At 69.6% G+C, this 26,184-nt stretch carries 1 protein-coding gene (running past one end of the window); it reads right to left on the bottom strand.

The features are described 5' to 3' along the window. On the bottom strand, window positions 1-26,184 hold the 5' portion of the coding sequence (locus ACFQB0_RS13845) for a hypothetical protein (protein ID WP_386732753.1). It extends 6,054 nt beyond the left edge of the window; 26,184 of the gene's 32,238 nt are visible here — the first part of the coding sequence; it begins with the start codon at window positions 26,182-26,184; its stop codon lies off the left edge, out of view.

Below are 26,184 nucleotides of genomic sequence, written 5' to 3'. Positions count from 1 at the left end.
GGCGCCGGCGCCCGGCAGCGAGCGCAGCATGTCGAAGGAGTTCAGCACGGGCGAGTTGCCGCCACCGTGCACGGCCGTGATGCCGCCGTGCGGGCCGGGGACGAAGACGGTCCGTTCACCGGTCGCCGGAGCTGCGATGACGTCGCCGCGGCGAAGGGTGAGCGTCTTGCCGTCGGCAGAGATTTCCATGAGGCGCCACTGGCCGGTGAGGCCCTGGATCATCACGAGCTGCCCGACGACGAACCCGTCGTCGGCCCAGCCGCCGGTGGAGCGGGTGACCGTGCCGCCGTCGCCCTCGATGTTCGGCGTTATGACGACCGGGGTGCTCACGGTCACGGGCACGTCGGCGCCGATGATCGTGCGGAGCGATGTGCCGGTCGCCGCCGCGCCGCTCAGGAGCTGCAGGTACACGACGGTGTTGTCGGTCGTGTCGCCCGGGTCGTCGTCACCGAAGCCGACGACCTTCCAGACCCCCGTCATGCCGCTGATCGTCACGGGCATGCCGACGAGGAAGCCCTGCGCCTTCCAGTCGAACGGCGTCGGCCGGCTGAGCCGATGGGTGGAGCCGAATTGGCCGGCGGATGGCGCGAGCACGACAGTGCCCGTGAGTTTCACCGCGTCATCCGGCTGCAGCGTTCCCTGGATGTCGAGGCGGTCGTTGCCTGCGCCGAGCATGAGGTTGAAGATCTCGATCGAGGACTTCGCGCCGTTCGTCACGAACTGACCGTCGACGAACTGGACGGTGCCATAGCTGATGCCGCCGGGGAAGACCTGCGGCTCACCGAAGGTCTGGCCTTCGGCCCCGCCATAGCTCGCCCCGAAGTCGAGGTTCTTCGCCATGCCGAAACCTGCGAGCGAGGTGCTGTTCATGACCCCGCGGCCGTGCGCCTGGCTCGAGTCGTTGTAAATGTTCAACATGTCGATCTGCTTGGTCTCGGGCGCCTGCGTCGCGATCGCGAAGAGCGGGCCGTCCTGCTCGCCCGGCAGCTTCAGTCCGAGTTCGAGCGAACGGTCGGCGCCGGTGACGCCGCCCTCGACGGCGAGCGGGCCGCGGAGCTTGGAGACGAGGTGCGTCGAGGCGGGGAAGATCTTGACGCCATGACGCTGGATCGGCTGGTCGTACGCGACATCCGCTGCCAGTTCGATGTGCTTCTCGGTGGCATAGTCGTCGCCGGCCGCGACGAAGGTGACGACTGCGGCGATGCGCACGACGCTGAACTGGCCGCCAGAGGCGAACGCGGCGAGCGAGTCGCCCGAGAGGCCGAACGTTCGGAGCTCGAGCTTCTCGTCGTGGCCCGCGTTGTCGCCGCGGATCACCGCGATCTTCGCGCGGACGCAGGTGCCGCCCTGGCAGATCTCGACCCACTGGCCCTCGAGGAACCCGTCGGCGAGCCAGCTGCCCGAGAGCGGGCGCATGAGGCGCCAGGCGCCGCCGGCGAGCTCGGTCGTCGCGGTGCCGTCCCAGCTGCCCGAGCGGGCGAGGAGGTTGATGCCCGCACCTGTGCCCGAGCCGCACGCCCCGACGGACGCGTCCAGCGCGAGCGTCTTGCCGTCGGGGCCGACGCTCACGATCGTGTAGACGGTCACGCCACAGGAGGAGATGCGGATGCGCTGGCCGGCGACGAAGCCCTCGTCGACGAAGCTGCCGAGGTCGCTGCCGTTCGCACGGGAGACGGTGGTGCCCGCGAAGCTCAGGTTGCCGAGGAATCGGCGGCTCGGGATGTCGCCACCGACGAGCTGGTAGCCGGCCGGGGTGACCGAGACTCCGTCGACCGAGACCACGTCGACGAGGCCGTCGGTGATCAGGGCGATCGTGACGATGCCGTTCGGCGCCTTGGTGAGCCGGATCGTGTAGCCGTCGGTGCCGCCCGGAATCGTGCAGGCCACGTCGCCGCACCTGATGACGACGGTGTCGGTGCCCGTCGGGAGGCTCACGACGTTCGGGGTCTCGTCGTCGTAGACGAGCACGTCGGTGCGCTGCGACGCGCTGCGGAGGTTCGGGAAAGGGTAGGCGGATGCCGCCGCAGGCGCCGTGAGCAGTGTGTCGAGCTGGTAGTTGATGACGGCGGTCAGCGGGTCGCCAGGGTCGGAGTTGTTTCGGGCGTGCACGATGATGCGGAGCGGGACGCCCCAGTCGTCGTGGTCGAAGCTCACCGCGTAGTAGGTGCCGCCTTCGCCGTCGGAGAACTGCTGCCAACGGTCCGCGGGAATCGCAGAGAAGTCGAGGGTGATGAGACGTTGGCTGTCGGCGTCCATCCAGATCCTGACCCAGATGGTGTCGCCGGCTGCGGGCTGCTTCGCGAGGGAGAGCAGGATGTCGTCGGTGCGCTCGGTCGCGGCGCTTCCCTCGATCACGATGGTGCGACCGTCGAGAGCGCTTCCGCCTGGGGTCACGGGCACCGCGTACACGCCCGGGGTGTCGTTGTCGTAGACGAGGGCGTTCACCTGACGTACGGCGGCCCCGTCGAAGCGGAGGTCTTCGCTGAGCACCGAGTGCTGGATGACCACGACGCGGTCGCCCTCGGCGCGCGGATCGTCGACCGCCCACAGGTAGACGCGCTGCGGGGTCTTCCAGTCGTCGCCGACCGTGGTGAAGGTGAGCACGACCGCGCGTCCGGCCTCGTCGACGACGACGCCGTTGACGATCTTGTGCCGCTGGAACTCGCCGAACTCGTCGCACTGGCTGTCGCTCGTTCCGATGCAGAGCCAGACGGTGTCGCCGATGCCGTCGACGAGCGGCTCGGGGTTCAGATCGGCGCCGTTCGCCTCCTGCGAGGGCGACCGGGCCGCTGAGACGGTGACGTAGACGTTCGCAGTGGGCTTCACGGCGAGTTCGACGGTGTAATAGTCGTAGCTCTTGATGACGGCGGTACCCGCAGCACCCTCGCGCACCGCGGTGCCGCCGATGTGCTCGCGAATGACGACGATGCCGCCCTCGCCGGTCGCGAGGTTGTAGGGCACGCCGTCGGTCGGCAACCCGTCGTAGCCGGGGTCGTTCGGTGCGGTCACGATGTGGTCGACAGCCCCCGACAGGCCCTCGAGCTCGCGCGTGACGATGTCGGCCGTGACGTCGCCCGTGACGCTGATGAGGTCGGAGCCGAGTCCGCCGATGACCCGATAGGCCACGCCGTACGCCGTCGACTGCACGAAGAACTGGTCGTCGCCCTCAAGCCCGTCGATCTCTACGATCTCGATCGTCGCGTACTTCACGTTCAGGCCACCGCCGTAGATGGCTTTGTCGGTGATCGCGAAGTCGTCGGCGAACTCGGTACCGAGGATCACGAGCTTGTCGAAGCCGGTGCCGCCGTCGACGTTCACGGGGGCGTTCACGTTGTACTGCACCTCGTCCTCGCCGCCGCCGGCGCGGATGTCGAGGGGGCGTGAGGTCGAGAACCCGAGGCCGATCACGGGCACCGCTATGCCATTCGCGTCGAGCGGGATGACGTCGTCCTCCCACATGGCGTTGTCGAGGTCGATGTTCGATCCGGTCGCGTGGTGGTAGGTGATGTGGGCATCGGCGTTGTTGCAGACACCGTCGCCGTCGTTGTCGAACCGCCACGCCCCTCCGCCGAGCTCGCAGCTGCCGAACATGGCCGTCACGCCGCCGACGGTGTTCAGGCGGGAGCCGTTGACGGTCGGGAACACGCCGTTCGCCGGGCGGTAGTCGACATCGCTCAGCGTGCAGCCGGGAGTCTGGTCGGCGTTCGTGTCGCAGACCGCGGCGATCGCGAAGGCCCGTACGACGAACAGATCGTTGTGGTCGTCGCCGTTCAGCTGGATCTCGGCCTGGTTCGAGTAGACGGTGAACCGGTCGTTGCCGGTGCCGCCTGTCGCGAGCAGCGGCGCGTGCGTGCCCGGGCTCAGCCAGCCGCGGCTGGTGGGCACGAGCGACGGGAAGGTGTCGGCCGGCAGCAGTGCGCCGCCATCCGGCGCCGACTGCCCGTCGCGCTGGGTGCCGAAGATCTGGCCGATCTGGAAGGTGTCGTTGCCCGCCCCGCCGTCGAGCGTGATCGTCGCCGTCGTGTCGTCGACGTAGAAGGCGTCGTTGCCGCCCTGACCGAAGACCGTGATGCGGCCGTTGATGGAGGTGTCGTAGTTGATGCGCTGCACGAGCGCGCTCGGCTCGTTGCCCGCGATGCGATCGCGGTAGCTGCCGATACCGCCGTCTGCCGCTCCGGAGCCGGCGAGGAGTGCCACGAACGCCGGGTGGTTCGCGATCTCGGTGGGGGTGAGGCATCCGCTCGGCACGTCGGCGCTCAACGCGAACGGGCTCTCGTTGTCGATGCACTTCAGTGCCCGCAGCAGGAAGATGTCGTCGGCCGCGGCGTTCGTCGTGGTGCCCGGCAGGTATCCGTTGTAGGCCGCGGCGAGGTTGTCGTACCCGTAGATCGCGAGCTCGTCGACACCCGCGTCCGGTGCGCCCGTGTCGAGCACGTTGACGACGTAGTTGCGGATGTTGCCGTGGCTGCCATTCGTGTACACGGCGTAGTGGTCGCTCTCGCCCTGGCCGTCGAGGTTCAGGGTGTGGCCGGCGCCGATGCCGGTCTGCAGACCCGTCGGGCTCGTCACGACGTTCATCGACTGCAGGTACCAGACCGTGACGCGGTCCTCGCCGTCGGCGGTGCTCGAGGCGAGTGTCGCGTTGCCGTGGATCGTCGTCTTGGAGCCGAGGAAGATGTAGCCCGGATCGCCCAGCTGCTCCTTGTTGAGCGCTGCGTTCGTCGTCTGCGCGAGGTCGAGGCCGCTCGGGTCGCCGAGGTCGATGAGGTCGACGTCGCTTCCGCCCCAGACGTTCGTCTGGCGGCCTGCCACCGGGTTGGCCGTCGACGGGGCGCATGCGCCCATCGGCTCGTCGCCAGGACCGCCAGGGGTCAGCACGCAGTCGGCGATGATGCGTCCGCGGAGGATCATGCTCGTGCCGAACTCGTCGCTCGGGTCGGCGAGCGTGCCGTTCGTGTCGTCGTTGCCGAAGTCGCCGCGGATGTCGATCGAGAGATCGGCGAGGATCTGCGAGCTCTGGTGCAGGGTGACATCGTCGCCGACTCGGAGCTCGACACTGCCCTGCTCGGCGAGGATCGTGGCGTTCGCGATGACGCGCGGGGCGTCGGCGTCGCTGTTCGGCCCCCGCGTGTTCGACTCGGCGAAGCGGGCGGTGCCGTCCTTGACCAGGTAGAGGTCCTCGTCGGTCTGGCCGGTCTCGCGGACCGTCAGCCGGATGCTCCCCGTGAGGGAGTGCGCCAGAACGAGGCGCAGATAGGCGTCCGTCTCGGTGAGGTAGATGCCCTGCGTGGCTTCGAGGGCCACGTCGTCACCGGCGGTCGAGAGGGCCGCGTCTGAGGTGCCGTTCAGGTTGTTGCCGCAATTGAGGTTGACGCACTCGAACGGAGGCGCACGACCGGAGTCGATCATGACGTCCTTCGACTGCAGGCCGATGGAGCCGCCGTTCGCGTCGATGTCGACCGCCTGGCCACGGATGTCGTCGCCGTCGTCGAGGCGGGCGTTGAGCACCGAACCGGCCGTGGCGCGCACCGAGACGTTGCCGGTGGCGAGCGACGCGCTGCCCGCGGTGAAGACCTCGGAGAGCGGCAGATCACCGGTCAGCTCGTCGATGAAGATGCCGAGGGTCAGCTCGTCGTCGGACGCCGTGTCGTACGCCTTCAGCACGCCGTCGGACACGTCGTCCCACGTCGGGTCGAGTACCGAGGTGTTGATCTCGAGGAAGTCGGTCGGAAGGCCGATGCCGCCGACGCCGCCGTCCTCCCCCGCGTACATCGTGATGTTGACGCCGGTGACGTCGATCGTGGGGCGGCCGTCTGCGTCGAGGATCCGCATCGGCGAGTGCAGCGTCACGTCTCCGTTCGTCGAGTGGATGTGGCCGACGAGCAGGTCGCCCACGAGCTCGGTGGCGGTGATGTCACCATTGGTGCGGATGAAGATCTGGCGCACGTTCACGGCCATGCCTGGGTCGTCGACGGGCGACGCGATCGGGCTTCCGCCGCTCCACGCGACATCCGTGTCGATGACGATGTCGATCGTCGTGTCCGGCGTCGCATCGGCCGTCACCGCGTGCGATCCGCTGTCGATCTGCGTCGTGAAGCAGGTCTTCGGCTCCTCGCCGCCGGTCGTCACGTGGCAGATGTCGATGTCGTCGCCCGCGCGTACGGCGGTGAAGTCGTACCTCGAGTCGATCTCACCGTCGTTGTCGGTGCCGAGGGCGCGGAGGATGTGCGCGAGGCTCGGGTTCGAGCCGTCCGGCCGGAAATGCGTCTCGTATGTGCCGGAGCCGTTGCCGCAGGCGCCGCCGGGGCACGGCGAGAGCGGACCACCGTCGGTGAGCGCCGGATTGTACGTGTTCGGGAACGTGAAGTGATAGTACGGCGTGCCGGGGTTGTACAGCTCGACCTCGACGAGCGTGAGCGAGCCCACGTCGTCGCCTGCCTTGCTGTCGTTCAGCACCAGGTCGACGTCGTCGCCCGCGTTGACGTGGTCGATCACGACGGTGATCGCGTTGCCGAGCGCCTCGTCGGTGCGACGGAAGACCGTGAGGTCGAGCACCGCGTCCGCGCCTGCGTCGACCGTGACGACGACGTCGTAGAGGCACGGCGCGGCACCGAGTCCGAGGTCCTGGCAGAACGCGGGGTCGGGATGGATGAACTTCACGAGCTCGACCATGATCGGGTTGCGCTCGAGGTCGGGGTTGGCGTGGGTTGGGCTCTGGTGGCCGATGTTCCCGCGCGGGGCATCGAGGTCGAGCACGTTCGTGCGGATGAGCTCGTTGCCGGGGCCCGAGAGGATGTCGCCCGACGCGTTGGCGATGCGCGTCGTGCCGATCGGGTTCTCGACGTAGTCGTCGAGCCGGATGAACGGATTCTGCACCGGGCAGGTGAACGCGCACGTGTTGGTGATCAGCACGAGCGTCGGCGGGAACTTGTACCCGATGTCGAAGTCGAACGACGGTGCGGGCGCACCCGAATCGAGGCCAGGGGTGTTCGTGCCCGTGCCAGCGGGGATGTGATCGACACGGATGTCGATGAGCGGCGAGTTCAGCGTGTTCACGACATCGATGATGTTCGTGACCATGTTGTAGTGGGAGGCGTTGACGAGCTTCACGAAGTCCCAGGTCTGCTGGAACTCGAAGACGCCGCCGCGGCCCCAGATGTCGCCGAGGGGTGCGCAGCCGCCGCCGTTGGCCCCGCAGACCCCGGTGAGATCGTTGGCGAGGAAGCGCGCGTTCGCACCGCGATCGTAGACGATGTCATCGACATAGAAGGTGCCGCCGGTGAGCGTGCCCTGCGTGTGCACGCCGGTGACGGGGTTGTCCTCGAAGCAGCTCGTCATGCCCGTGTCGTTGCAGACCTTCACGTTCACGATCTTCGTGATCGTGCCGCTCGCGTCGATCTCGAGCCACGGACTCGGCTCGCCGAGCATGATGACGCGGACCTCCCAGAAGATCTGCCGCTTCACGGTCGAGGCGCCGTGCTCCGAGGCATTGCCGAAGTCGAGGAATCCGCCCGACCGCGAGTCGTCGCGGTTGAAGCTTCCGGAGGTCGCCTTCTGGTTCACGGCCACCGTCAGGTCGGCGGTGCGGATGACGGAGCCGGGCAGGCCGTCGACCTTCGCGGTGGTGTCGACGTCGATGGTCGCATCGCCGTCGGTGTCGCCGCCGAAGCATCCACAGCCCGCGTGTGCGTGGGCGATGACGTTGTAATTGCGGTACTCGGCGTTCAGGAGCGTCGCGACCTGCCCGTTGATCTTGGCGGTGCCGCGCAGGGTGACGAGCGCGGCGCCCAAGATGTGGACGTAGGTCTCGGCGTCGGAGTTCGCGCCGAAGGCGGTGGCGTGCGTGTCGGAGCGGGCTTCGATGCTGACGGGGTCGACGACCGCGTTGAGGGCGACGAAGCGGCCGGTGACGTCGCCGGCGATGTCGGCGAGCGTCGACGCCGAGGCGCCCCAGAGGTTGTACGCGGTGCCACTCCAGGTCTTGGATGCGCCGTCGCCGACGTGGAAGTCGGTGTAGGTGTCGGCGTTGACCCCGAGGCCGCCGACGTCGGCGGTGCCCGCCGCGTACCCGAAGATGCTGGTGTGCGCCTCGACCGTGGCGTGGTCGCCGGCTGAGATGGCTCCATCGACGTCGGCAAGCGTCACGTAGTCGAGCCGCGCGGTCTCGCCGCCGCTGCCACCGGCGAAAAGGCCACCCGATCCCGAGGAGGCGATGATGATCGGGTGCAGGGAGCCGTTCGCGATCACCGAGGTGTCGTGGACCGAGGTGAGGACCGCGCCGGATGCCACGATGACGGTGCTGCTCAGGTAGACGTCGGTCTCGGCCTCGGCGCCGTTCACCGAGATGAGGCCGCCGCTGTCGTTGGAGGAGACGGTCTTCGCGTCGGAGTGCCCGTCTGTGGTGATGACGATCGCGTCGGCCGTGACCTGGGCGTTCGCGCCGACCATGGCCGAGACGGTGGCCTTCGAGACCGCCCACGACTTCGCCGTGGAGACGCTGATCGCGCCTCCTCCGCCGCCGGTGGCCGAGGCCGAGACGATCTGATCGCCGCCGACCGCCGAGAACGGGATCGCCTGTCCGATGCCGTCGAGCTTCTCGCTCTTCGGCGCCGGCCCCGCGACGGGTGCGATGGCGAAGACGAGCTGCTGCACCGTCGCACCCTGGCTCGTGAGGTTGATGCCCTCCGTGCGGAGCTGGTGGGGTCCGCCGGTGAACGAGAATCCGATGCCGTCGATCGTCGTCGCGCTATGCGTGATGAGGATCGCGGGGCCACCGTTCGAGTTCGACAGCTGGTAGCCGGCCGCGTCGCACCCGCCCGCTGGGCATCCGACGACGAAGTAGCCGTTGCCGTCGACGAGCCCGTTGATCGGCGCATTGTTCGCCCTGGTCAGGGAGTGCACGACGAGTGGGCCGGATGTCGCGGGGTTCAGCACGATCGGCACGATCGACTGAGCCGAGCCGCCGCAGTCCGCGGCGAGTCCCGTCGCGTGGCACTTGCTGTCGGCCAGCTGATAGCTGCTGCCCGACTTGCGGATCACCCAGTAGTAGACACCGTTCACGAGGCCGCCGATCGCCGCTCCGCTGGACGCGTAGAGCACGAGTTCGCCGCTGGCGAGGCCGATGTCGTCGAAGCTGTCGTTGTGATCGGCGTCGACGGCGAAAGAGATGTTGTTCGTGTTGCTGCCGACGGTCGGCTGCCACTGCTTGGCGCCGTCGTTCCAGAACGTGTTGACCTGCCCTCTGCTGAACGTCGCGAGCGGCGCCAGCGCGTGGTAGCTGACGTAGTCGCCATTGCCGAATCCGCTCGAGCCCCCGATGACGTGCGTGCCATTGTCGACAGCACTCGCGTTCACCGTGTCGGTTACCGTGGTGAAGCCGATGGGGCGGAGCTTGATCTTGTAGTCGTCGACCGTGAAGACCTCGTAGAGGGTGCCGGCCGACAACCCACCGATCGCGCTCAGCGGGTTGCCGCTCACCAGCTGGTAGAGCAGCACGTCGCCGGTGTTCAGCAGGTGCTTGCGGAGTCCGAAGTCGATGATGTCCTTCGCGGTGTCCACGTTCGAGCTGCTGAACACGACGCCGAGTTGCACGGTGTCGCCGTCCATGACGATCACCGCGTACTGGCGGCCGGGTGTCAGGCCCGAGATGGTCGGCTGTCCAAGGGTGTTGTAGGTGACGACGTCTCCGGCGGTGGCGTTGTGCGTCGAGCTGAACGTGATGGAGTGCGTCGCGCCGTCGACCCCGTTGACAGCGTCGAACGTGCCGTCCGAGGCGGCCGGAAGCGGCGGGTTCGACGAGGCTTTCAGCGTCACCGTTCCGTTTGCCGTGATCGAGGCGCCGCCGGTGATGAGCGCGCTCGCTGTCGGGGTCATCGATGCGCGTGCCTTGAAGGTCGACACGTTCAGGATGCCACCGGTCGCGCTGTACGTGCTCGCGTCGGCGTCGTTCGAGCTCGTGGAGGTCGCGGTGATGTGGCCGTTGACGATGATGACGGATGTCGCGCCGCCGAGCGTCGCCGTGACACCCGGCGTTCCCTGGGCGGTCGAATCGGAGTCGGCGATCGTGATCGCGCCGCCGCCGATGTTCTTGATGCCCGCTGTGGCGATGTCGTTGGCCTGCGCGAGCACGGTCAGGGTGGTCGCGCCGCTCAGATAGTTCACGCCGTCGAACACGCGAACGTGGCCGAGGAGGTTCGCCTGCGTGGTGCCGGAAGCCGTCGCACTCGGGTTCGAACTCGGCGCGATGCTGATGAGGGCGCCTGCTGTGCGCTGATAGTAGGACTCCGCGTAGTTGCCCGAGAGCGCCTGGAGGCTCACGACGCCGTTCGGTGCCGCGAGGGTCGCACCCGCCTCGACCTCGGCCTTCGTCGTCGCCTGTGCGACAGCGTGCAGCGAAGCGGTGCCGATGGCAAGGAGCAGCGAGGCGGAGACCTGCTTCACCGAGGCATCCACGAGGTTCTCGGAGAGGAACCTCGTGCCGTCGAAGTTGTGCCAGGCAAGCACGGAGGCGTTGGATCCGGTGCTCCGCACCGTTCCGGTGCCCGTGACCGCGGTGCGGATGTTCGAGGAGTCCGTGGCGTTGATGTTCGCCGTGCCCGCGGCCGCGAATGCGGCCAGCTGCAGGGCACGGTACTCGGCGATGGCGGAGGTGCGGACATCCGACTTCACGACCACTGGGCCGCTTCCGATGAGCGAGCCGCCGACGAGCGTGTTGACGGTCGGGTTCACGGTGACGGTCTGGTTGCCGACGGTCACGGCGACACCGAGCGCCCCGCTGAATCCACGACCCTGAGCGAGGGCCTTGACGGCGACCGCACTCAGCACGTTCGCTGTCCCGATGGTGCCGGAGGTGCCGTTGAACTCTGCGTTCACACCGCCGCCGGAGGTCGCGGTCCCGCTCACGACGCCGATGCCGGCACCGAGGCCGGCGGCGAGGGCGAAGCCGTCGACCTGCGAGTCGCCGAACGAGCGGGCGACGACGTTCAGGGAACCGGTCGCGGTGACGGCGGTGCCGAAGCCGACGACCGCCTTCACGGTCGGCGAGTTGATCGCTTCCGCCGAGCCGCCCGCGATGCCGGCGATCAAGGCGACGGAGCCGAGCGAGACCCGGGCGAAGGCCGGCGCGACGACGGTCGGGGTCGCGTCGCCGATGACCGTGTTGTAGGTGTACGTCGGTGCGACAGCCACGCCGTTCAGATCGGCGTTCGCCCGGGCGAGCAGCATGACGACGGCCCCACTCAACGTTCCGCCGCCGACAGTGAATGCTCGGACGGTCGGGCGGAGGTCCGCCTTCGTCGAGGTGATGCCGACGCCGACGCCGAGGGACGCGCCGAAGCCGGCTGCATCCGCGATCGCGGTGGCGATCGCCGCGGCCTCGAGTCGCACGGCGCCGCCGCCGCCGGCGATCGCCTGCGCCTGGTCGCCGAGGTAGGCGAGCACAGTCGGCGTCGACGTCGCGGTCGCCTTCACGACGGCGCCTGAGAAGCCGATGCTGAATCCGGCCGCGACCGACGAGGCATACGGCTTGGATGTATACGAGGCGGTGACCGTGATACCCGTGCCGGAGGTCGTCACGTTCGTCGGGTCGCTGCCGTCTGCAGCGGTGACTCCTTCGGCCGGACCGATCCAGCTCGCGACCGTCGTGGTATCGGTCGCGCGGACCTGGGCTCCCGAGACGCCGATGATCGTGACCTGCACGGCCTTGCTCTCGACCGACGGGGTGCTCGTGCCGCCCGCCGTGAGAGCGACGCTGCCGGCGGAGACATCCGCCCGGTCGTCGATGTGCGCGGCGATGGTGCCCTCTGTCGTCGACTCGAGGTCGACGAAGGAGATGCTGATCGGCGAGAGCGAGAAGTTCGTGGCCGAAGCCGTCGCGTTGGCTACGCGGTTCGCGGTGAGCACCGCGGCGCCCGACCCGAGCGTGACGGTCTCGTCGAAGCCGATGTACACCTCGGTCGTGCCGCCGACCTTCGCCAGCGGGCCGGCGACGAGCACGCCGGCGAGGGCCGAGATGCCCACCATCTTCGCCTCGGCCTCGGCGTCGGGAGTGGCGGTCGCTGTGATGTTCAGCGAACCGGCGGTGACGGTCTTGCCGTTGCCGACGAACGCACGCGTGATGCCGAGCACCTGCGCATCGGGCTGCAGGAGCGCAATGGTGAGGCCGCCTCCGACGCCGCCTCCGGCTGCTGCGGTCGCATCGTCGTCCGAGGTCGCACTCACCGTCACGGCACCGGATCCGACGGTCGCGCCGCCGATGCCCGCCTCGGTCGTCGCGGTGACCTCGGCGAGCGCGTAGGCGACGGATGCCGCCAGGATGCCGACGGCGATGATCTCGGAGGCATCCGCCGTCGCGGTGTTGTGCGAGTTCGCCGCCGCCGTCGCCGAGGTGCCGTTCGTGAGCTGGCCGAGGTAGGTGGCGCGAGTCGCGCCGCTCACGCGGGCCTTCGGTAGCTTGACGTCGATCGTGAAGAGGCCGATCGTGGGCCCGTCGGACTCTGAGATCGCCGTGTAGCTCGAGTCCGCCGTGACGATGAGCGCGCCAGAGGTGTTCGCGGTGCCGCCATCGCCCCCGGCGATCGTGTCGGCCGCGACGTCGGCGATCGTGGAGGTACCCGAAAGGGTGAGCGCGCCGATGCTGACGAAGGTGCTGTCGGCGTCGGCCAGCATGACGGAGTCGGCGTTGACGGCGACGGAGCCCGAACCGGCGATCACGCCGTTGAGCTTCGCGATGACGTCGCCCGTGATCGTCGCAGTGGCGATGACGAGGCCGGCGGAGATGCCGCCGAACGATCCGCCATAGACCTTCGCGAGCGCGTAGTTCTGCTGGCCGTTGCCGCCGGTGGTGAGCTGCGAGTCGATCGAGACGGCGCCCGAGACGTTGATGGAGGCGTTCGTGTCGACGACGGCGACGGTGTCGCCGCTCACCTCTGCCTCGGAGACGACCGCGGTGCCCGAGAGGCCGAGCGAGACCGTGACGACGTCGGTGTCGCTGACCGCCTGGTTGCGGCCGCGTGCCTGCACGGTGAGGCTCGCGGTCTTCGTGCCGGTGCTCGGGATGGCACCGTCGAAGAAGGCCTTCGTGCCACCGGCGACGATCGCCGTGCTCCGCTGGATGCTCACGCTGGCGCCGAGTCCGGCGCCGATGGCGGTGGTCGTGGCCGTCGCCGAGTTCGTGGAGGTGGCCGTGAGGAGAACCGCTCCACCGGGCGCGCTCACCACGGAGCCGGCCAGCACGAGCGCGTCGGTCGCGGCGGCGGCGGCGATCTCTGCTGCTGCGACGTTCACGGCGACGGCGCCGAGGCCGCCGATCGAGACGATGACCACCTCGGTCGTCGCCGTGTTGTGGCTCATCGCGGAGACGGTGACCCCTGCTGCGCCCGCGGTGAGGTCTCCCTGCACGGAGGCGGTGGTCGCGCCGGCGACGAGCGCGGTCGGCACCGAGACGCTGACGCCGAAGAGCGCGCCGCCTGCGCCCATGCCGGTCGAGGTGGCGGCGGTGTTCGCCGACTCGGCCACGAAGCCGATCGATCCGTTGCTGACGATCGACTGGTCGTCATCGGCGTCGGTGGAGCGGGCCTCCACGACGGCGGTGGAGCGCACCTGCGCGTCTGCGACGCTGACGGCGATGCCCGCGAGTCCGGCGCCGGCGACCACGACGAGGTCGGTCGATGCATAGTTGGCGCCCTTGGCCTTGACCAGCACCGAGGCCGAGCTCGTGACGTTGCCGTCGAGGTGGGCTTTGACCGCCCCTGCGACCACGGCTTGGGCGGCGAAGACGGCCCCGCTGGCGAAGAGTGCGGCTGCGACGTTCAGGCCCCCCGCGATGGCCTCGTTGCGGAGGTTTGGACCCTTCAGCTCGGCGAGCACGGTGACGGCGCCGCTCGAGGTGATCGAGGCGCCGGCCGTGACGACGGCGGTGACGTCGGCTCCGGCCGAGATCTCGGCGACGGCGACGGCCACGTTGACGCCGAGCCCCGAGATCCCGATCACCAGGACGTCGGCCTTCGCCCGGTTCTCGGCGATAGCGTGCACGGCGACACTCGACGAGCCGGCGATCGTCCCGCTCACGGTCGCTGTCGTGTGCCCCGAGACCGTGGCGATCGGGATCATGGCGGCAATGGCGGCGAGGCCGACGGCGACGCCGGGCGTGTCGGCCGAGACCACGTTGCGGGCGTCGGCCTCCACCAATACCGCACCGGTGGTGTTCACGGACCCGCCGAGCTCCGACTCGGTGTCACGGTCGCTCGTCGCGATGGAGATCGTGAATCCGACCGAGACACCGCCGCCGACGGCGACGTTGACGGTGTCGCCGTGGATCGGCTGGCGGTCGCCGAGCGCCTTCACGGTCACGCCGCCCGGCATCACGACGGTGCCGTGCGCGAACGATGCGGCCCGCGTGGCTCCCGAGTACTCGACGATGGCGACGACTCCGCTGAGCGCCAGACCTGCGCCGGCGACGACGCCGATTGCGAGCGCGGTCGGGTCGAAGTGGTCGGTGGCGTTGACGCCGATGCCGCCGACAGGTCCCGATGCCCCGATGGAGACGTCGCCGATGAGCGCTTTCGTGTCGCCGCCGATGTCGATGACGGAGACGGCGGCGCCGAGGGCGCCCGCCGCGAGCGTGATGCCGATCGCGTATCCGGCGATGGTCTTGCTGGAGACCGCCGCGACCTCGATGCCACCGCCGGCCTGCGGGATCGCCGCGTCGTCGTCGATGTGCGCGGTCTGCTTCGAGGTGTCGGTGAGCACCAGGATCTGGCCGGCGATCGCGACCGCGCCGACCGCGCCGGTCACCGCGAAGACCAGCACGTCCTCGTCGAGCTCCGCCGACACGACGACCTTGCCAGCCGCGGAGACGATCGCCTCGCCGTAGATGCCCGCGTCGACGTTGCCGGCGATGTTCAGGATCGCGATGCCCGCGCCGATGGCGCCCGCGCCACCGGCCACCGCGCCGGCGAGCACGAACACGTCGACCCGCTCGTTGGTTCGCACCCGCACGTCGGCGAGCATCGAGTGCACCGAGCCGTAGATGCCTGCTGAGACCCCGGACGGGGGCGCCGCTTGCGTGAACTGGTCGGCGGTTGGGCTCGTCGCCGTGTATGAACCGTTGACACTCGAGTCGGATGCCGCGGCGCCGCCGAACACCCGGAAGCGGTAGTCGTCGTCGGCATTCGCCCAACGCGCCGTGTCGATCGTCGGGCTCGAACCGGAGACGAAGGTAGACGTGGCGCGGTACCGGTGTCCGCCGAAGGTGACATAGTCGCCGGTGTCGTAGAGGGTTGCCGTGACGAACGCCGGGGTCGAGTCGGCGGGTGCGCCGTCGAGCGCGGACTTCCAGCCGTCTTTCACCGCGTACCAGCTCGAATTGTGCGCGGGGTCGGCACCGCCGTTCGAGACATCCGCGGTCGCCTGGTACTTCACGCCGTCGAGGGTGACGTAGTCACCCTTGACGTAGTTGACCGCATTGCTCCAGACGGATGCCGGTGTGTCGCTGCCAGTGCCTGAGGCGACCTGGTCGGCCTGATGCTGCCCGTTCGTGCCCTCGCCGTTCGTGGCGTTCTGCGGCACATCCTGCTGCCACTTCGTTCCATCGGTGCCGGGCTGCACGCCGGTGCTGTTCGCCTTCGCGACCCAGGTGGCGCCGCCGGAGGTCACGACGTCGCCGGTGTCGTACGGGGTGGATCCGAGCCAGGGGCCGCGCTTCGGGCCGGTCGCGTCGGAGGAGTAGCTCGCGGTCGGCGCCGTGCCGATCGACCAGACCGAGACCGCCCCGGCGACGCCGACGAAGCCGCCGCCGATCGAGACGGCGTAGGACTGCACGTGCTTGATGGCCAGGGCGTTGACGGCGACGCTGCCCTGCGCCCAGACATCCGTGCCCGTCGCGAGGTAGCCCGTGACGCTGATGCTCGCTACGCCGATGTCTATACCGCCCGCGGCGCCGACGAATCCACCCGCGACACCGCCCGCGAAGGTCAGCGAGTCGAACAGGTCGGTCGCTGTGACCGAAACGCCCTGGCCGGCGCCGACGCCGGCGACGATGGTGCCTGCGCCCTGATTGATCTTCGTGCCGAGGTCGATGTAAGCGAGGGTCGTGACGGTGAAGACGTTGACGCCGATGTTGGCGGTGACGCCCACGAAGCCGGCGCCGACGCCCGCCACGAGACCGAAGAGCTTTTCGGTCGAGTCGGACTGCACGGCGAGCCCGTGGAACAGCGCGGTCGGGAACCCGTTCGTGCCGAGCGTGCCGTTGCTGACGCCGGTGAGCCCGCCGCCCAGCGCCTTCACGACCACGGTGTTGTTCTGGCCGAGGTACGCCTTCGTCTCCTTGGTGACGACGGTGACGCTGACGCCGACGCCCACGCCGACGTATCCGGCGGCGATCGAGGCGGTTATCAGGATGAGCTTCGAGTCTGCGGAGGCGAAGACGCCGATGTTGTTGTCGGCGCGCAGCGTGTCGCCGATGCCGGTGTAGGCGTTCGTGAACTCCTTGATCACCGAGACACCGACGGTTCCGGCGACGCCGACGGTGCCGCCACCCGCGGCCGCGTTGATCGAGACGACCGAGTCGCTGGCGTTCGCCCTGATCTCGATGTTGTTCTTCGCGTTGACCACGACCCCGGTGCCGAGGAACGCATCCGTGTGGAGCTCGACGACCCGCACCGCCGCGGAGGCACCGACGCCGGCCGAGCCGCCGATCGCGATCGAGGCGGCGATGCCGAGGGTACGGAAGTTGTCGACGGCTGAGACCAGCACTGACTGGTTGCCCGATGCACCGGCGTCGTTCGCGGCGCACAGGAGGTCGCCCAACGCGCAGTTGATGCGCGCACCGCTGCCGATCGAGGCGGTCGTGTGCACCGTGACGACGGCGATGGAACCCGAGAGGCTCACGGCGGCCGTGCCTGCCCCGCCAGCGGCGATGCCGATGGAGCCGAGGTAGTCGCTGTTCGAGGCTACGATGGCGACCCCGCCGAAGCCGGCGCGCACGGGTGCGGTGATCACCTGAGGTCCCGACTCGGCGGCGTTGCCGGCCGGGAGCATTCCCGAGGGCACGAGGCTGTGCGAGCGTCCGCTGCCGGTCGACGTGAAGTCGATCGGCGTGCCGCGGGCGATGTCGGCTGGAGTGTTGCAGTCTTGCTTCTTGCCGGTGGCCTCGCACTTCGTGCGCACGAGCTGCACGTGGTTCAGGTCGACCGGGTCCGCCGGGTTCGTCGTGAAGAAGTAGTAGCTCGCCCCGTCGACGAGCCCGCCGATGGGGGTGCCGCCGCCGGCGCTGTAGACCACCGGGTCTCCGTTGTGGAGCGTCATGGGGGTGGTGCCGTCGTCTTCGTAGAGGACGTACGGCAGCACGATGTAGTTGGATCCGACGTTGACGGCGTATTCCGCGGTGAACCTGGCTGAGACGTCCGAGGCGACGCCGGGTCGCGTGGTGGCGACGAACCGGTGGTTCTCGCCCATCTTGGCGCCGACGGGCAGGCTCAGGCCGCAGACGAGGAGGGGGTCGGCGCAGTTCGGGTTCGCCGGGGGGCCGCGCTCCAGGTACAGCCGGATGTCGGTTGCGGACACCGGGATCACGTAGTACGTCGCGCCGTCCGTGAGACCTGCGATCGGGGCGCCTCCGCCCGCGTCGTAGACGACCTGCTGGCCAAGCTGGAAGCCATGGTTGTAGCCGAGCCGGATCGTGGCGCCGTCGGCCTGCAGGCCTTGCGAGCCGAGCGGGAACGGGTTCGGGAACGGCACCGGCCAGCCGCCGAGCGTGCCGCGCGGGTCGAAGCGCACGTCGGTGCCCGTCGTCGCGTAGCTGCCCGAGTTCACCGTGGAGTGGGTGATGTGCCCCGCCAGCGCGAGCGCGGTGACGCGAGCGCCGGCGCCGATGAGCGCGGTCGTCGTCTTGGTCACCACGGGCACTGCGACGCCGGCGCCGACAGCGGCGGTGCCCGCGACCGAGATGTTGCCGGCGATGGTGAAGAGCGACATCGCCTCGTCGGCGGAGACGATCACGTTGCCGCCGGCGCGCACGTCGGCATTCGTGCCGATCGTCGCCGTTGTCGTGATGGTGATGACGGGCACGGTCACGTTCACATTGACCGCTGCGGTGCCGCCGCCTCCGCCGCCGACCGAGATCGAGGTGAGGTCGTCGCTCGAGTTCGCGATCACGACGACGTCGCCGTTCGCGCGCACGACGGCGCCGCTGCCGATGGACGTGGCCGTCGTCTTGTTGATCGCTTCGATGTCGACCCCGACGCCGACACCCACGGTTCCACCAACGGCGAGCACGCCGGCAAGGGAGAGGAGGTCGGTGTCGTCGGAGGCGCTCACGACGACGTCCTGGGTGAGCGCCGCGCTCGAGTTGGCGCAACCGAGGCCGACGCAATTGATCTTCGCACCCGCGCCGATGGAGGCGGTGGTGCGGTCGGTGAGCACGTCGACGACGACGGAGCCGCCGACACCGGCCGACTGGCCGCCAGCGCCGCCCACCGCGAGCAGGATGAAATCGCCGGTCTGCTTCGCCTCGACGGTCAAGTCGTCGCCCGCGCGGATGTCGGCGCCGCCGGCGATCGAGGCGGTGACATCGCTGTCGCGCACGACAACGGTCACGGATGCGCCGATGCCCGGCGAGCTCGTGGAGATCGAGAGGTTGCCAGAGGAGAACGGCCCGGAGGCGTCACGGCTGGCGAGCACGTTGACGTCGCCGAGGGCGTCGACGAGACTCGCCCCGATGCTCGCGAGCACCTGGGGGTCGCTGCCGCCTTGGTTGAAGACGAACACGAGCACGGCACCGTTGGCGGCGACCGAGCCGGCGCTCGCGCCTCCCGCGACGGACAGCACGAACCAATCCTCGCTCGCCTTCGCCTGCACGGTCACCGAACCGCCGGCGCGAACGGACGCCCCGGTGCCGATGCGTGCCCGCACGTTCGAGTTCACGATCTCGACGACCACGCTGATGCCGACGCTCGCGGAGGACTTGCTGAGCGCCAGGGTGCCGCCGACGTCGACGATGGTGAGGCCGTCCTCGGCCGACACGGTGACGTTCTGGCCGGCGCCGCCGACCGCGCCCTCTTGGTTGACCTGCGCGCCATCGCCGATCCAGGCCTGCGTGTCGACGTTGAAGATGTCGACGATGAAGGCGCCGACCACGGCCGCGCCGCCCGAACTCGCGGCTCCCGCGATCGCGACGTTGCTGAGCGAGAGCCAGTCGATCCTGCCCTTGAGCGGTGCGGGCACCTCGGGCACGAGTGCCTCGAGCGTGCTCGTCGCGGTGACGGCGATCGTTCCGGATGCGTCCACGTCGCTCGGGTTGCCACCGGTCGAGTCGATCCACGCCTTCGTCTCGATCTCGAGGACGTTCACGAGGAACGCGCCGCCGATGGCCGCGCCGTCCCCGGTCGAGAGGGCACCGGAGATCGCGAGGTTCTGCAGCCGCATCGGCTGCTTCGCCTCGACGACGATGCCGCCGGCCGGTGCGTCGAGCTCGGCACCCGCGCCGACCCACGCACTGGTCGCGAGCAGCAGGATCTGCACGGCGGCACTACCGGCGAACGCGGTGCTCTTGCCGCCGCCCGCGGCGAACGACCACACGATGAAGTCGTTGTGGGTGCCGTCGGGCACGCCGGCCTCGACGATGATCCCGGTCTGACCGGTGACGTGCGCCCCGGCGCCGATCGACGCCTGGTTGGTGATGTCCTGCACGTTCAGGCCGATGGTCGCGCCGACTTGTGCCCCGGTGCTGTCGAGGTTGATCGCCGAACCCATGCCGAAGGCGTTCGCGCGAACGGCGAACAGCGAGCGCACGGTGACGGCACCGGTGGTCGCCGTGACAACGCGGTTCGCGGCGATGCGGGCGGTGGACGTTGCGACGACCCAGTTCACGGCGATCGCCGCGGCGACGCCGGTGCTGCTGTCGCCGCCGCTGCCGCTCTGGCCCGACTGACCGCTCTGCTGCGAGTTGGCGCCATTGGCGCCATTGGAGCCGTTCGTGCCGCCGTTCGACGATGGCATGCCCGAGGTCGACGACGAGGTGCTCTGGGTGTTCGGGTTGTTGCCGTTCACCTCGCCGTTGGCCTTGCTGTCGCCGCTCGAGTCGGACTCCTCTGAGCCCTTCGCGCTGGCGACCGACTTCGCCTCGCTGACGATCTCGGATTCGGCGACGACGGCGACGGAGGTCCCCTGCACGTCGCGGTCGATCTCGGCGAGCGTATCCCACCCGACGACGGCGTTGACGGCGATGTCGATGCCGACGGCGGTGTCCTTGCCTGCCGCCTCCGCGTTGCCCTCGGTCGCGATGCGGGTGAGGTGGATGGCCTGCACAGATACCGCACCGGTGCCGAGGTAGGCGGTGCCGGTGCCGATCCGGGCGGTGACATGATCGTCGACGCTCACGACGAGGGACACGACCGGCGTGACGGCCGTGCCGCCAGCGGTGCCGCCCTCTGCAGCGGTGATGAGTTCGCGGAACCCGAAGGCGTCGACCGTGAGCGAGAAGCCGCCGGTGAGCGCCGCGCCGCTCTCGACCTCGGCCCGCACCACGCTGCCGTCGATGACCTGCAGGGCGACGGATGCCCCGACGCCGGTCGCCGACCCGACCTCGGCCTTGCCTGTGGCCTTCGCGAGGTCCCGCTCGTTGCTCTGCGCCGAGATGGCGACCGCGCCGCTCGTGAGCGTGGCGGAGGCTCCGGGCTGCAGGAGCGCCTCGGTCGTGTTGCCGAGGATATTGATGGCCAGGGCGCCCGCGACGCCGACGCTCGTCGACTTGCTCGCGCCCGCCCGTGCCGTCGCGGTGACCTCGTGCTCCCAGAGGCGGAAGAGCTGGTCGGCCGCGGGGCTCGCGGGGAAGTGGTCGCCGTCGGTGACGGTCACGCCGGCCTGCAGGATCCATTGGTGCTGGTCGTCGCGCTGGTAGAAGCCGGGCGCCTTCGAGCCGTCCTGCTCCGTGAGCCGGAACCAGGCATCCTCTTCGACGTCGTCCTTCGGCAGCTCTTCCTTCTGAGCGTAGACGTCGGCGGTGATCCACTCCCAGACGGCGCCGTCGTACTTCCACACGCTCCTCGCGGGCTTGCCGTCGCGGGCGGTGGTGAGGAGGAAGTAGTCGCCGTTCGCGGGCGAGCCGGGCAGTGCCGCGCCGCTCGCGACGGTGGTATCGGTGTCCATCGTCCAGTCGGAGCCGTTGAACCTGTAGATGCCGTCGTTGCCGTCGGTACCGTCGTTCGTCGTGACGTAGGCGAGGTCGTCCTTCGACGGGCCGGGAAGTTCCTTGCCCTCTTCGACGATCTTCCACTCGGTGCCGGTCCAGCGCCTGATGACGTCGTCGGCGTCGCCTCCGGCGAGCCCTGCCGTGAGCACGAGCCCTGTGCCGGTGATGGTCGCCGTGCCGGAGAGCGCCTGGTTCACGATATCGACGTCGTTGATGGCCACGCCGGCCCCGATGCCCACCGAGCCTTCGGTGGCGGAGTCGCCCTTGGCGCCGGCCGAGACATCCGTGTTCGCGAGCGACTTCAGCATGACCACGCCGCCCGAGGAGATGAACGCCCCGTTGCCGAACCAGGCCCGCGAGGTCGAGACGACAACGTTGATGGCGATTGCGCCGGCGATCGAGAGCGAGTTGCCGCTGTCTTCGTTCGACGCGGCCTTCGGCGTGGAGCTCGTCGACGTCTGGCCGCCGTTGGTGTTGCGCGACTGGTTCGCCTTGCCGAGGTTGGCGTCGGCCTTCTGGTTGACGTCCTTGCCACCGCCGCCGGAACCCTCCGAGGGTGAGGCGCCCTTCGTGGATGCCTCGGCGAGGGTGGCGACATCGACGCTCTGCTGCGTTCGGAACGAGACGGCGCCGGTGGCGGTGACGCTGCGAGCACTGCCGGAGTCCACGACGACGGTGTCGAGGATGGCGAGCGCGAGCGAGACGCCGATGCCGGCGGTCGAGCCCGCCTGGGTCGAACCCTTGGCGGTGGTGCCGGCCTTCACACTCTGGGTGGCCTGGGCGGAGACGCTCGAGGCGGAGAGTGCGGTGCTGCTGCCGCCCAGCGATGCGCTGGTGCGGACGGTGGCCAGGGTGATCGCGATGGCCGGGACGATGGTGACGCTGCCCGATGAACCGCCGGCTTCCGCTTCCGTGGTGAGCGTCAGCTCCTCGGTGGCGGTGATGGTGAGTGCGCCGGCGCCGGTGAGCGGAGGGCCCCGGGTCGGATCGAGCACCTGGTCGATGCCCGCGTAGACCGTGTGCGTCACGAGGTTCAGGGCGAAGGCCGCGCCGATGCCGGCCGTGCCGGTGCCGCTCTGGCTCGCCTTGCCCGAGGCCTTGTCGATGATCTTGGATGCCGCCGCGAAGGTCACCGCGCCGCCGGCGACGGCGACTCCGGGCACCGGGTCGGGCGAGGGGCCGGGCAGCCGGCTGCCGTGGATCACGCCGAGCGTGGTCGCGTTCACGAGGTTGAGGGCGAAGGCGCCGGCGATGCCGAGCGTTCCGCTCCCATCGGTCGCACCGGCCTTCGCCGTCGCCTCGAAGGAATGGACGGCGTCGGATGCCACGGGCTTCACGGTCGCGCTCAGGGTGAGGCCGCTCGCGGTCAGCGCGGAGCCGACGCCGAGGCTCGACTCGTTCAGCAGGGTCACCCGGTTGACGGCAAGGCCGGCGCCGATGCCGACCGAGGTTGCGCCCGTCGAGGTGCCGTCGGCGGTGGCCGAGGCATCCGTGTTGTTCCGCGTGATGAACGAGACCGGTCCGGCCACGGTCAGGGCCGCCCCCGGTGCGAGTGTCGCGGTCGTGGTGGAGTCGACGAGGTTGAAGGCGATGGCCGCAGCGACCGTCACCGCGGTCCCGTCCTCGTTCTGGGCGGCCGGCGTGCTGGAGTTCCCGCCGCCGGAGGAACGGCTCGTCGCGTTTCCGAGCTTCGCGTCGGACTTCTGGTTCGCGTTCTTGCCGGTGCCGTCGGAGCCCTCGTCGGGGGCAGCCGCTGCGCTCGCGGTCGCGCTCGTCGCGGTGGTCGAGACGCTGTCCGCCGCCAGACTCACCGCGCCGCCCGCGTCGACGTCGCGGAAGATGGAGGAGTCGACCACGTGGTCGGCCGAGGTGAGCGCGAACGAGATCGTCGCGGCGAGGCTCGCGCCGCTGCCGGCGGTCGCGGCGCCCTTCGCGCTCGTCGTCGCCTTCGCGGTCTGGTCGGCCTTCGCGGTGATGGCCCCGCTCGTGGCCAGCGCCGATCCGCCGAGAATCGAGGCCGCCGTGCGCACGTTCGAGATCGCGATGCTCGCGACGCCGGTGAGCGAGGCGGAGGAACCGCCGCCAGCGCCGCCCTCGGTCTCCGTCTTCGTCTCATCGGCGCCGAGCGCCTCGAGGGTGAGAGCCTTCACGCCGGTGACGGCTGATGCCGCCGCGAGTCCGGCCTGCACACCGACGTTGATGATCGAGAGGGCAACGGATGCCCCGACCCCGACCGACCCGCCGTCCTGCTTCGAGGTGGCCTTCGCGTTGTTCGCGTGGCTGGCCTTGGCCTTCAGCGTCACATCCGCATCGTTGACGGAGTTGCCCGCGCCCCGAAGCTCCGCCACGGTGAGCGCGGTGATCAGGTTGACGGCGAGCGAACCGGCGATGGAGACGCTGCCGCCGCTCTTCTTGCCCGAGATCGCGGTGGCGGTGAAGCTCGAATCACCCGTGGAAGGCCCCTGGGCCTCGACGGTGAGGCTCGCGGCCTGAAGCGCCGACCCGGCCCCGACGAACGCCTCGGTGAGGAGATTGACGACGTTGACCGCGACACCGATCGCAAGGCCGAACCCTGAGGTTCCGCCGCCGCCGTCGGTCGTGCCGGCATCCGCGGTCGTGGTCACGGTGTTCCTCGCGGTCGCCGTGACGCTCTGCGCGCCCGTCGTGTTCACCTTCGCGCCGCTGATGTGCGCCCTCGTGTTCGCGTCGAGGACCGACACCGACAGGGCGCCAGCCACGCCGATGCTCCCGTCCGAGGTGGACGACTGGCCGCTCGCGCGATCCGGGTCGTTCACGTCCTTGTCGGTGTTCTGCGCGCCGCCCTTGCCCGCGTTCGACGATGCGGTGAGCGAGGACTCCTGCTCGGCGAGCACGATGAGCGAGGCGGCCGACGTCGGCGTCGTGCTCGTCGAGTCGATCGCGGCCTCGGTGCTCTGGTTCAGGTGCACGATCGCGATGCCGGCGCCGCCCGTGGCATCCTTCGCATCGGCGACGCCGTCGAGGGTCGCGTGGTTCGCGGCGAGCACCTCGAGCACTCCCCCGATCGCGAGGTGCGCCGTGTTCGTGACCTTGCTGAGCGCAGCGGCGGTGACGGTGACGACGGCGACCGCGGCGTCGAAGCTCGCGTTGCCGTCTGAGCCCGCGCTGCCCTCGTCCTTCGTGGCGTCCGACCCTGGCGTCGCGCCGACGGTGACCGTCGAGGTCGACGAGAGGCTCGTCTTGCCGCTCGCCGTGATCACCGATGAGCCGCCGACGGTGACGGATGCGTCGGAGAAGACGATCGCCGCGTCGCCGTACTTCTTGTTCAGGGTGACCGGTCCGACCGTCGAGCTCGCCGCCAGCACCACATCGCCGGCGGTCGCGTTCACGACGGACGCGCCCGTGACCTCGACGGTCGCGTTCGAGTCGACGATGACGGCATAGGCGGTGGCATGACCCGCGTCGGGCACCACGCTCGCTACCGCGTTCAGGGTGATCTTCTCGGCGACGAGCGTGGCGCCGTCGACCGTGATCGAGACGTCGGCGCAGTGCGTGGCGGGCAGCAGCAGGCAGGCGGGGTCGAGCGCGGGGCCGCCGGTCGTCGACTGCTCCGCGTTCAGCAGGATCTCCTTGGCCGAGATCGCCGTACCCGGCCCGACGACGATCCGCTCGACGTTGATCACGAGCTTCGCCCCGACGAGGTCGAGGGATCCGACGATCGTGATCGTGTCCGCACCGTCGCCGCCGTTGATCGTGAGCGACACCGTGGGTGCCGAGAAGACGGTCGTCTCGAAAGTGGCGCCGCTCAGCTGCAGCCCGGAGCCGACGACGGTGAGCGTGGCTGCATCGTCGCTGCCGCTCAGGGTGAAGACGATGTCGGTCGCGCTGCCCGTGTTGGTGATCGGCTCGATGTTCGAGTAGACGACCGTCGTCGCGCCGAGGTGGAGGACCCCGGAGTGGGCGTCGACCGGAAGCGAGAGCATCGCCCCGTCGCCGACCGTGACGAGCGTGTCGAAGCCGGCCGCGCCGTCGAAGGCGACGGTGACCGCCGGGTCGGCCGCACTGCGGTCGAGGGTGAAGACGTCGTCGCCGTCGGAGCCCTGCACCCGGATCTCGGTGAGCCCGTCGAGCGCTCGGGTCTCGGCTCCGAAGGTCGCCGTGCCGTCGGCGTTGAAGACGAGCGCGGCCGAGGTGCCGCCCATCGCGAGAACCCAGACGGATGCCTCGGACGACCCAGGCAACACGGTGGAAGCATCGCCGCCGCTCGGGGCGATGGAGGCGGGGGCCGCCGGAGCATCGCCGTTGGATGTCGCAGGAGTCGAAGCCGGTTCGCCTGTCGCCGCGGCAGGAGCCGCAGTGTCTACGACGGGCTCCGATGCGGATGCCTGGTCGGTGACGGATGTCGAGCCGGGCGATGATTGGAGGGTCGGGTCCGAAGCGGGAGGCGGCGCGGGATACATGCGGTCGGGAGTGTTGAAACGCTGCTCCCCCGGACCGAGGACTCGCGACATGAGGTCGTCGCCGCCTTCGAGGTCGGCGAAACCGGCGACATGGCCGTACTCGTGGGCGAGCACCGTGACGAGGTCCATCGAGCCGCCCGCGAGCGACCAGCCCCAGCCGGCCGCGTCGGGGTCGACGGCGATGCTGCCGCCGTAGGCGATGGCGAGGCCTGCCCCGGGAAGATCCTCCAGGAAGAGCCCGGCCCAGCCGACGTCATATCCGGGCCACTGCGCGGCTGCGCTCCCGGCGATGGCCTGCAGATCACCGTCGGTGATCACGCCGCTGCCCGAAGCAGGTCCGACCTCCGGCGCATCCTGATGCTCGCCCTGATGCAACAGATCGAGAAGCTCAGACGGCGTCAGAGTCACCGGAAGAGTGGTCTCGCGCGCCCCGGCGACGAGCATCGGTGTCGCGATAGCCGGACCAGTGCTCTGCAGGCTGAGGCTTATCACGGTGCACACGGCGATCGCGGCGGTCAGCGCGCGCCACGGCGTTCCACTGTGCTTCGTCGGTCTCAT

Source organism: Luethyella okanaganae, assembly GCF_042660285.1.
Lineage (GTDB): Bacteria > Actinomycetota > Actinomycetes > Actinomycetales > Microbacteriaceae > Luethyella > Luethyella okanaganae.
The sequence above is the reverse complement of the archived record's forward strand: the minus strand, read 5'-3'. Positions and strand labels throughout refer to the sequence as shown.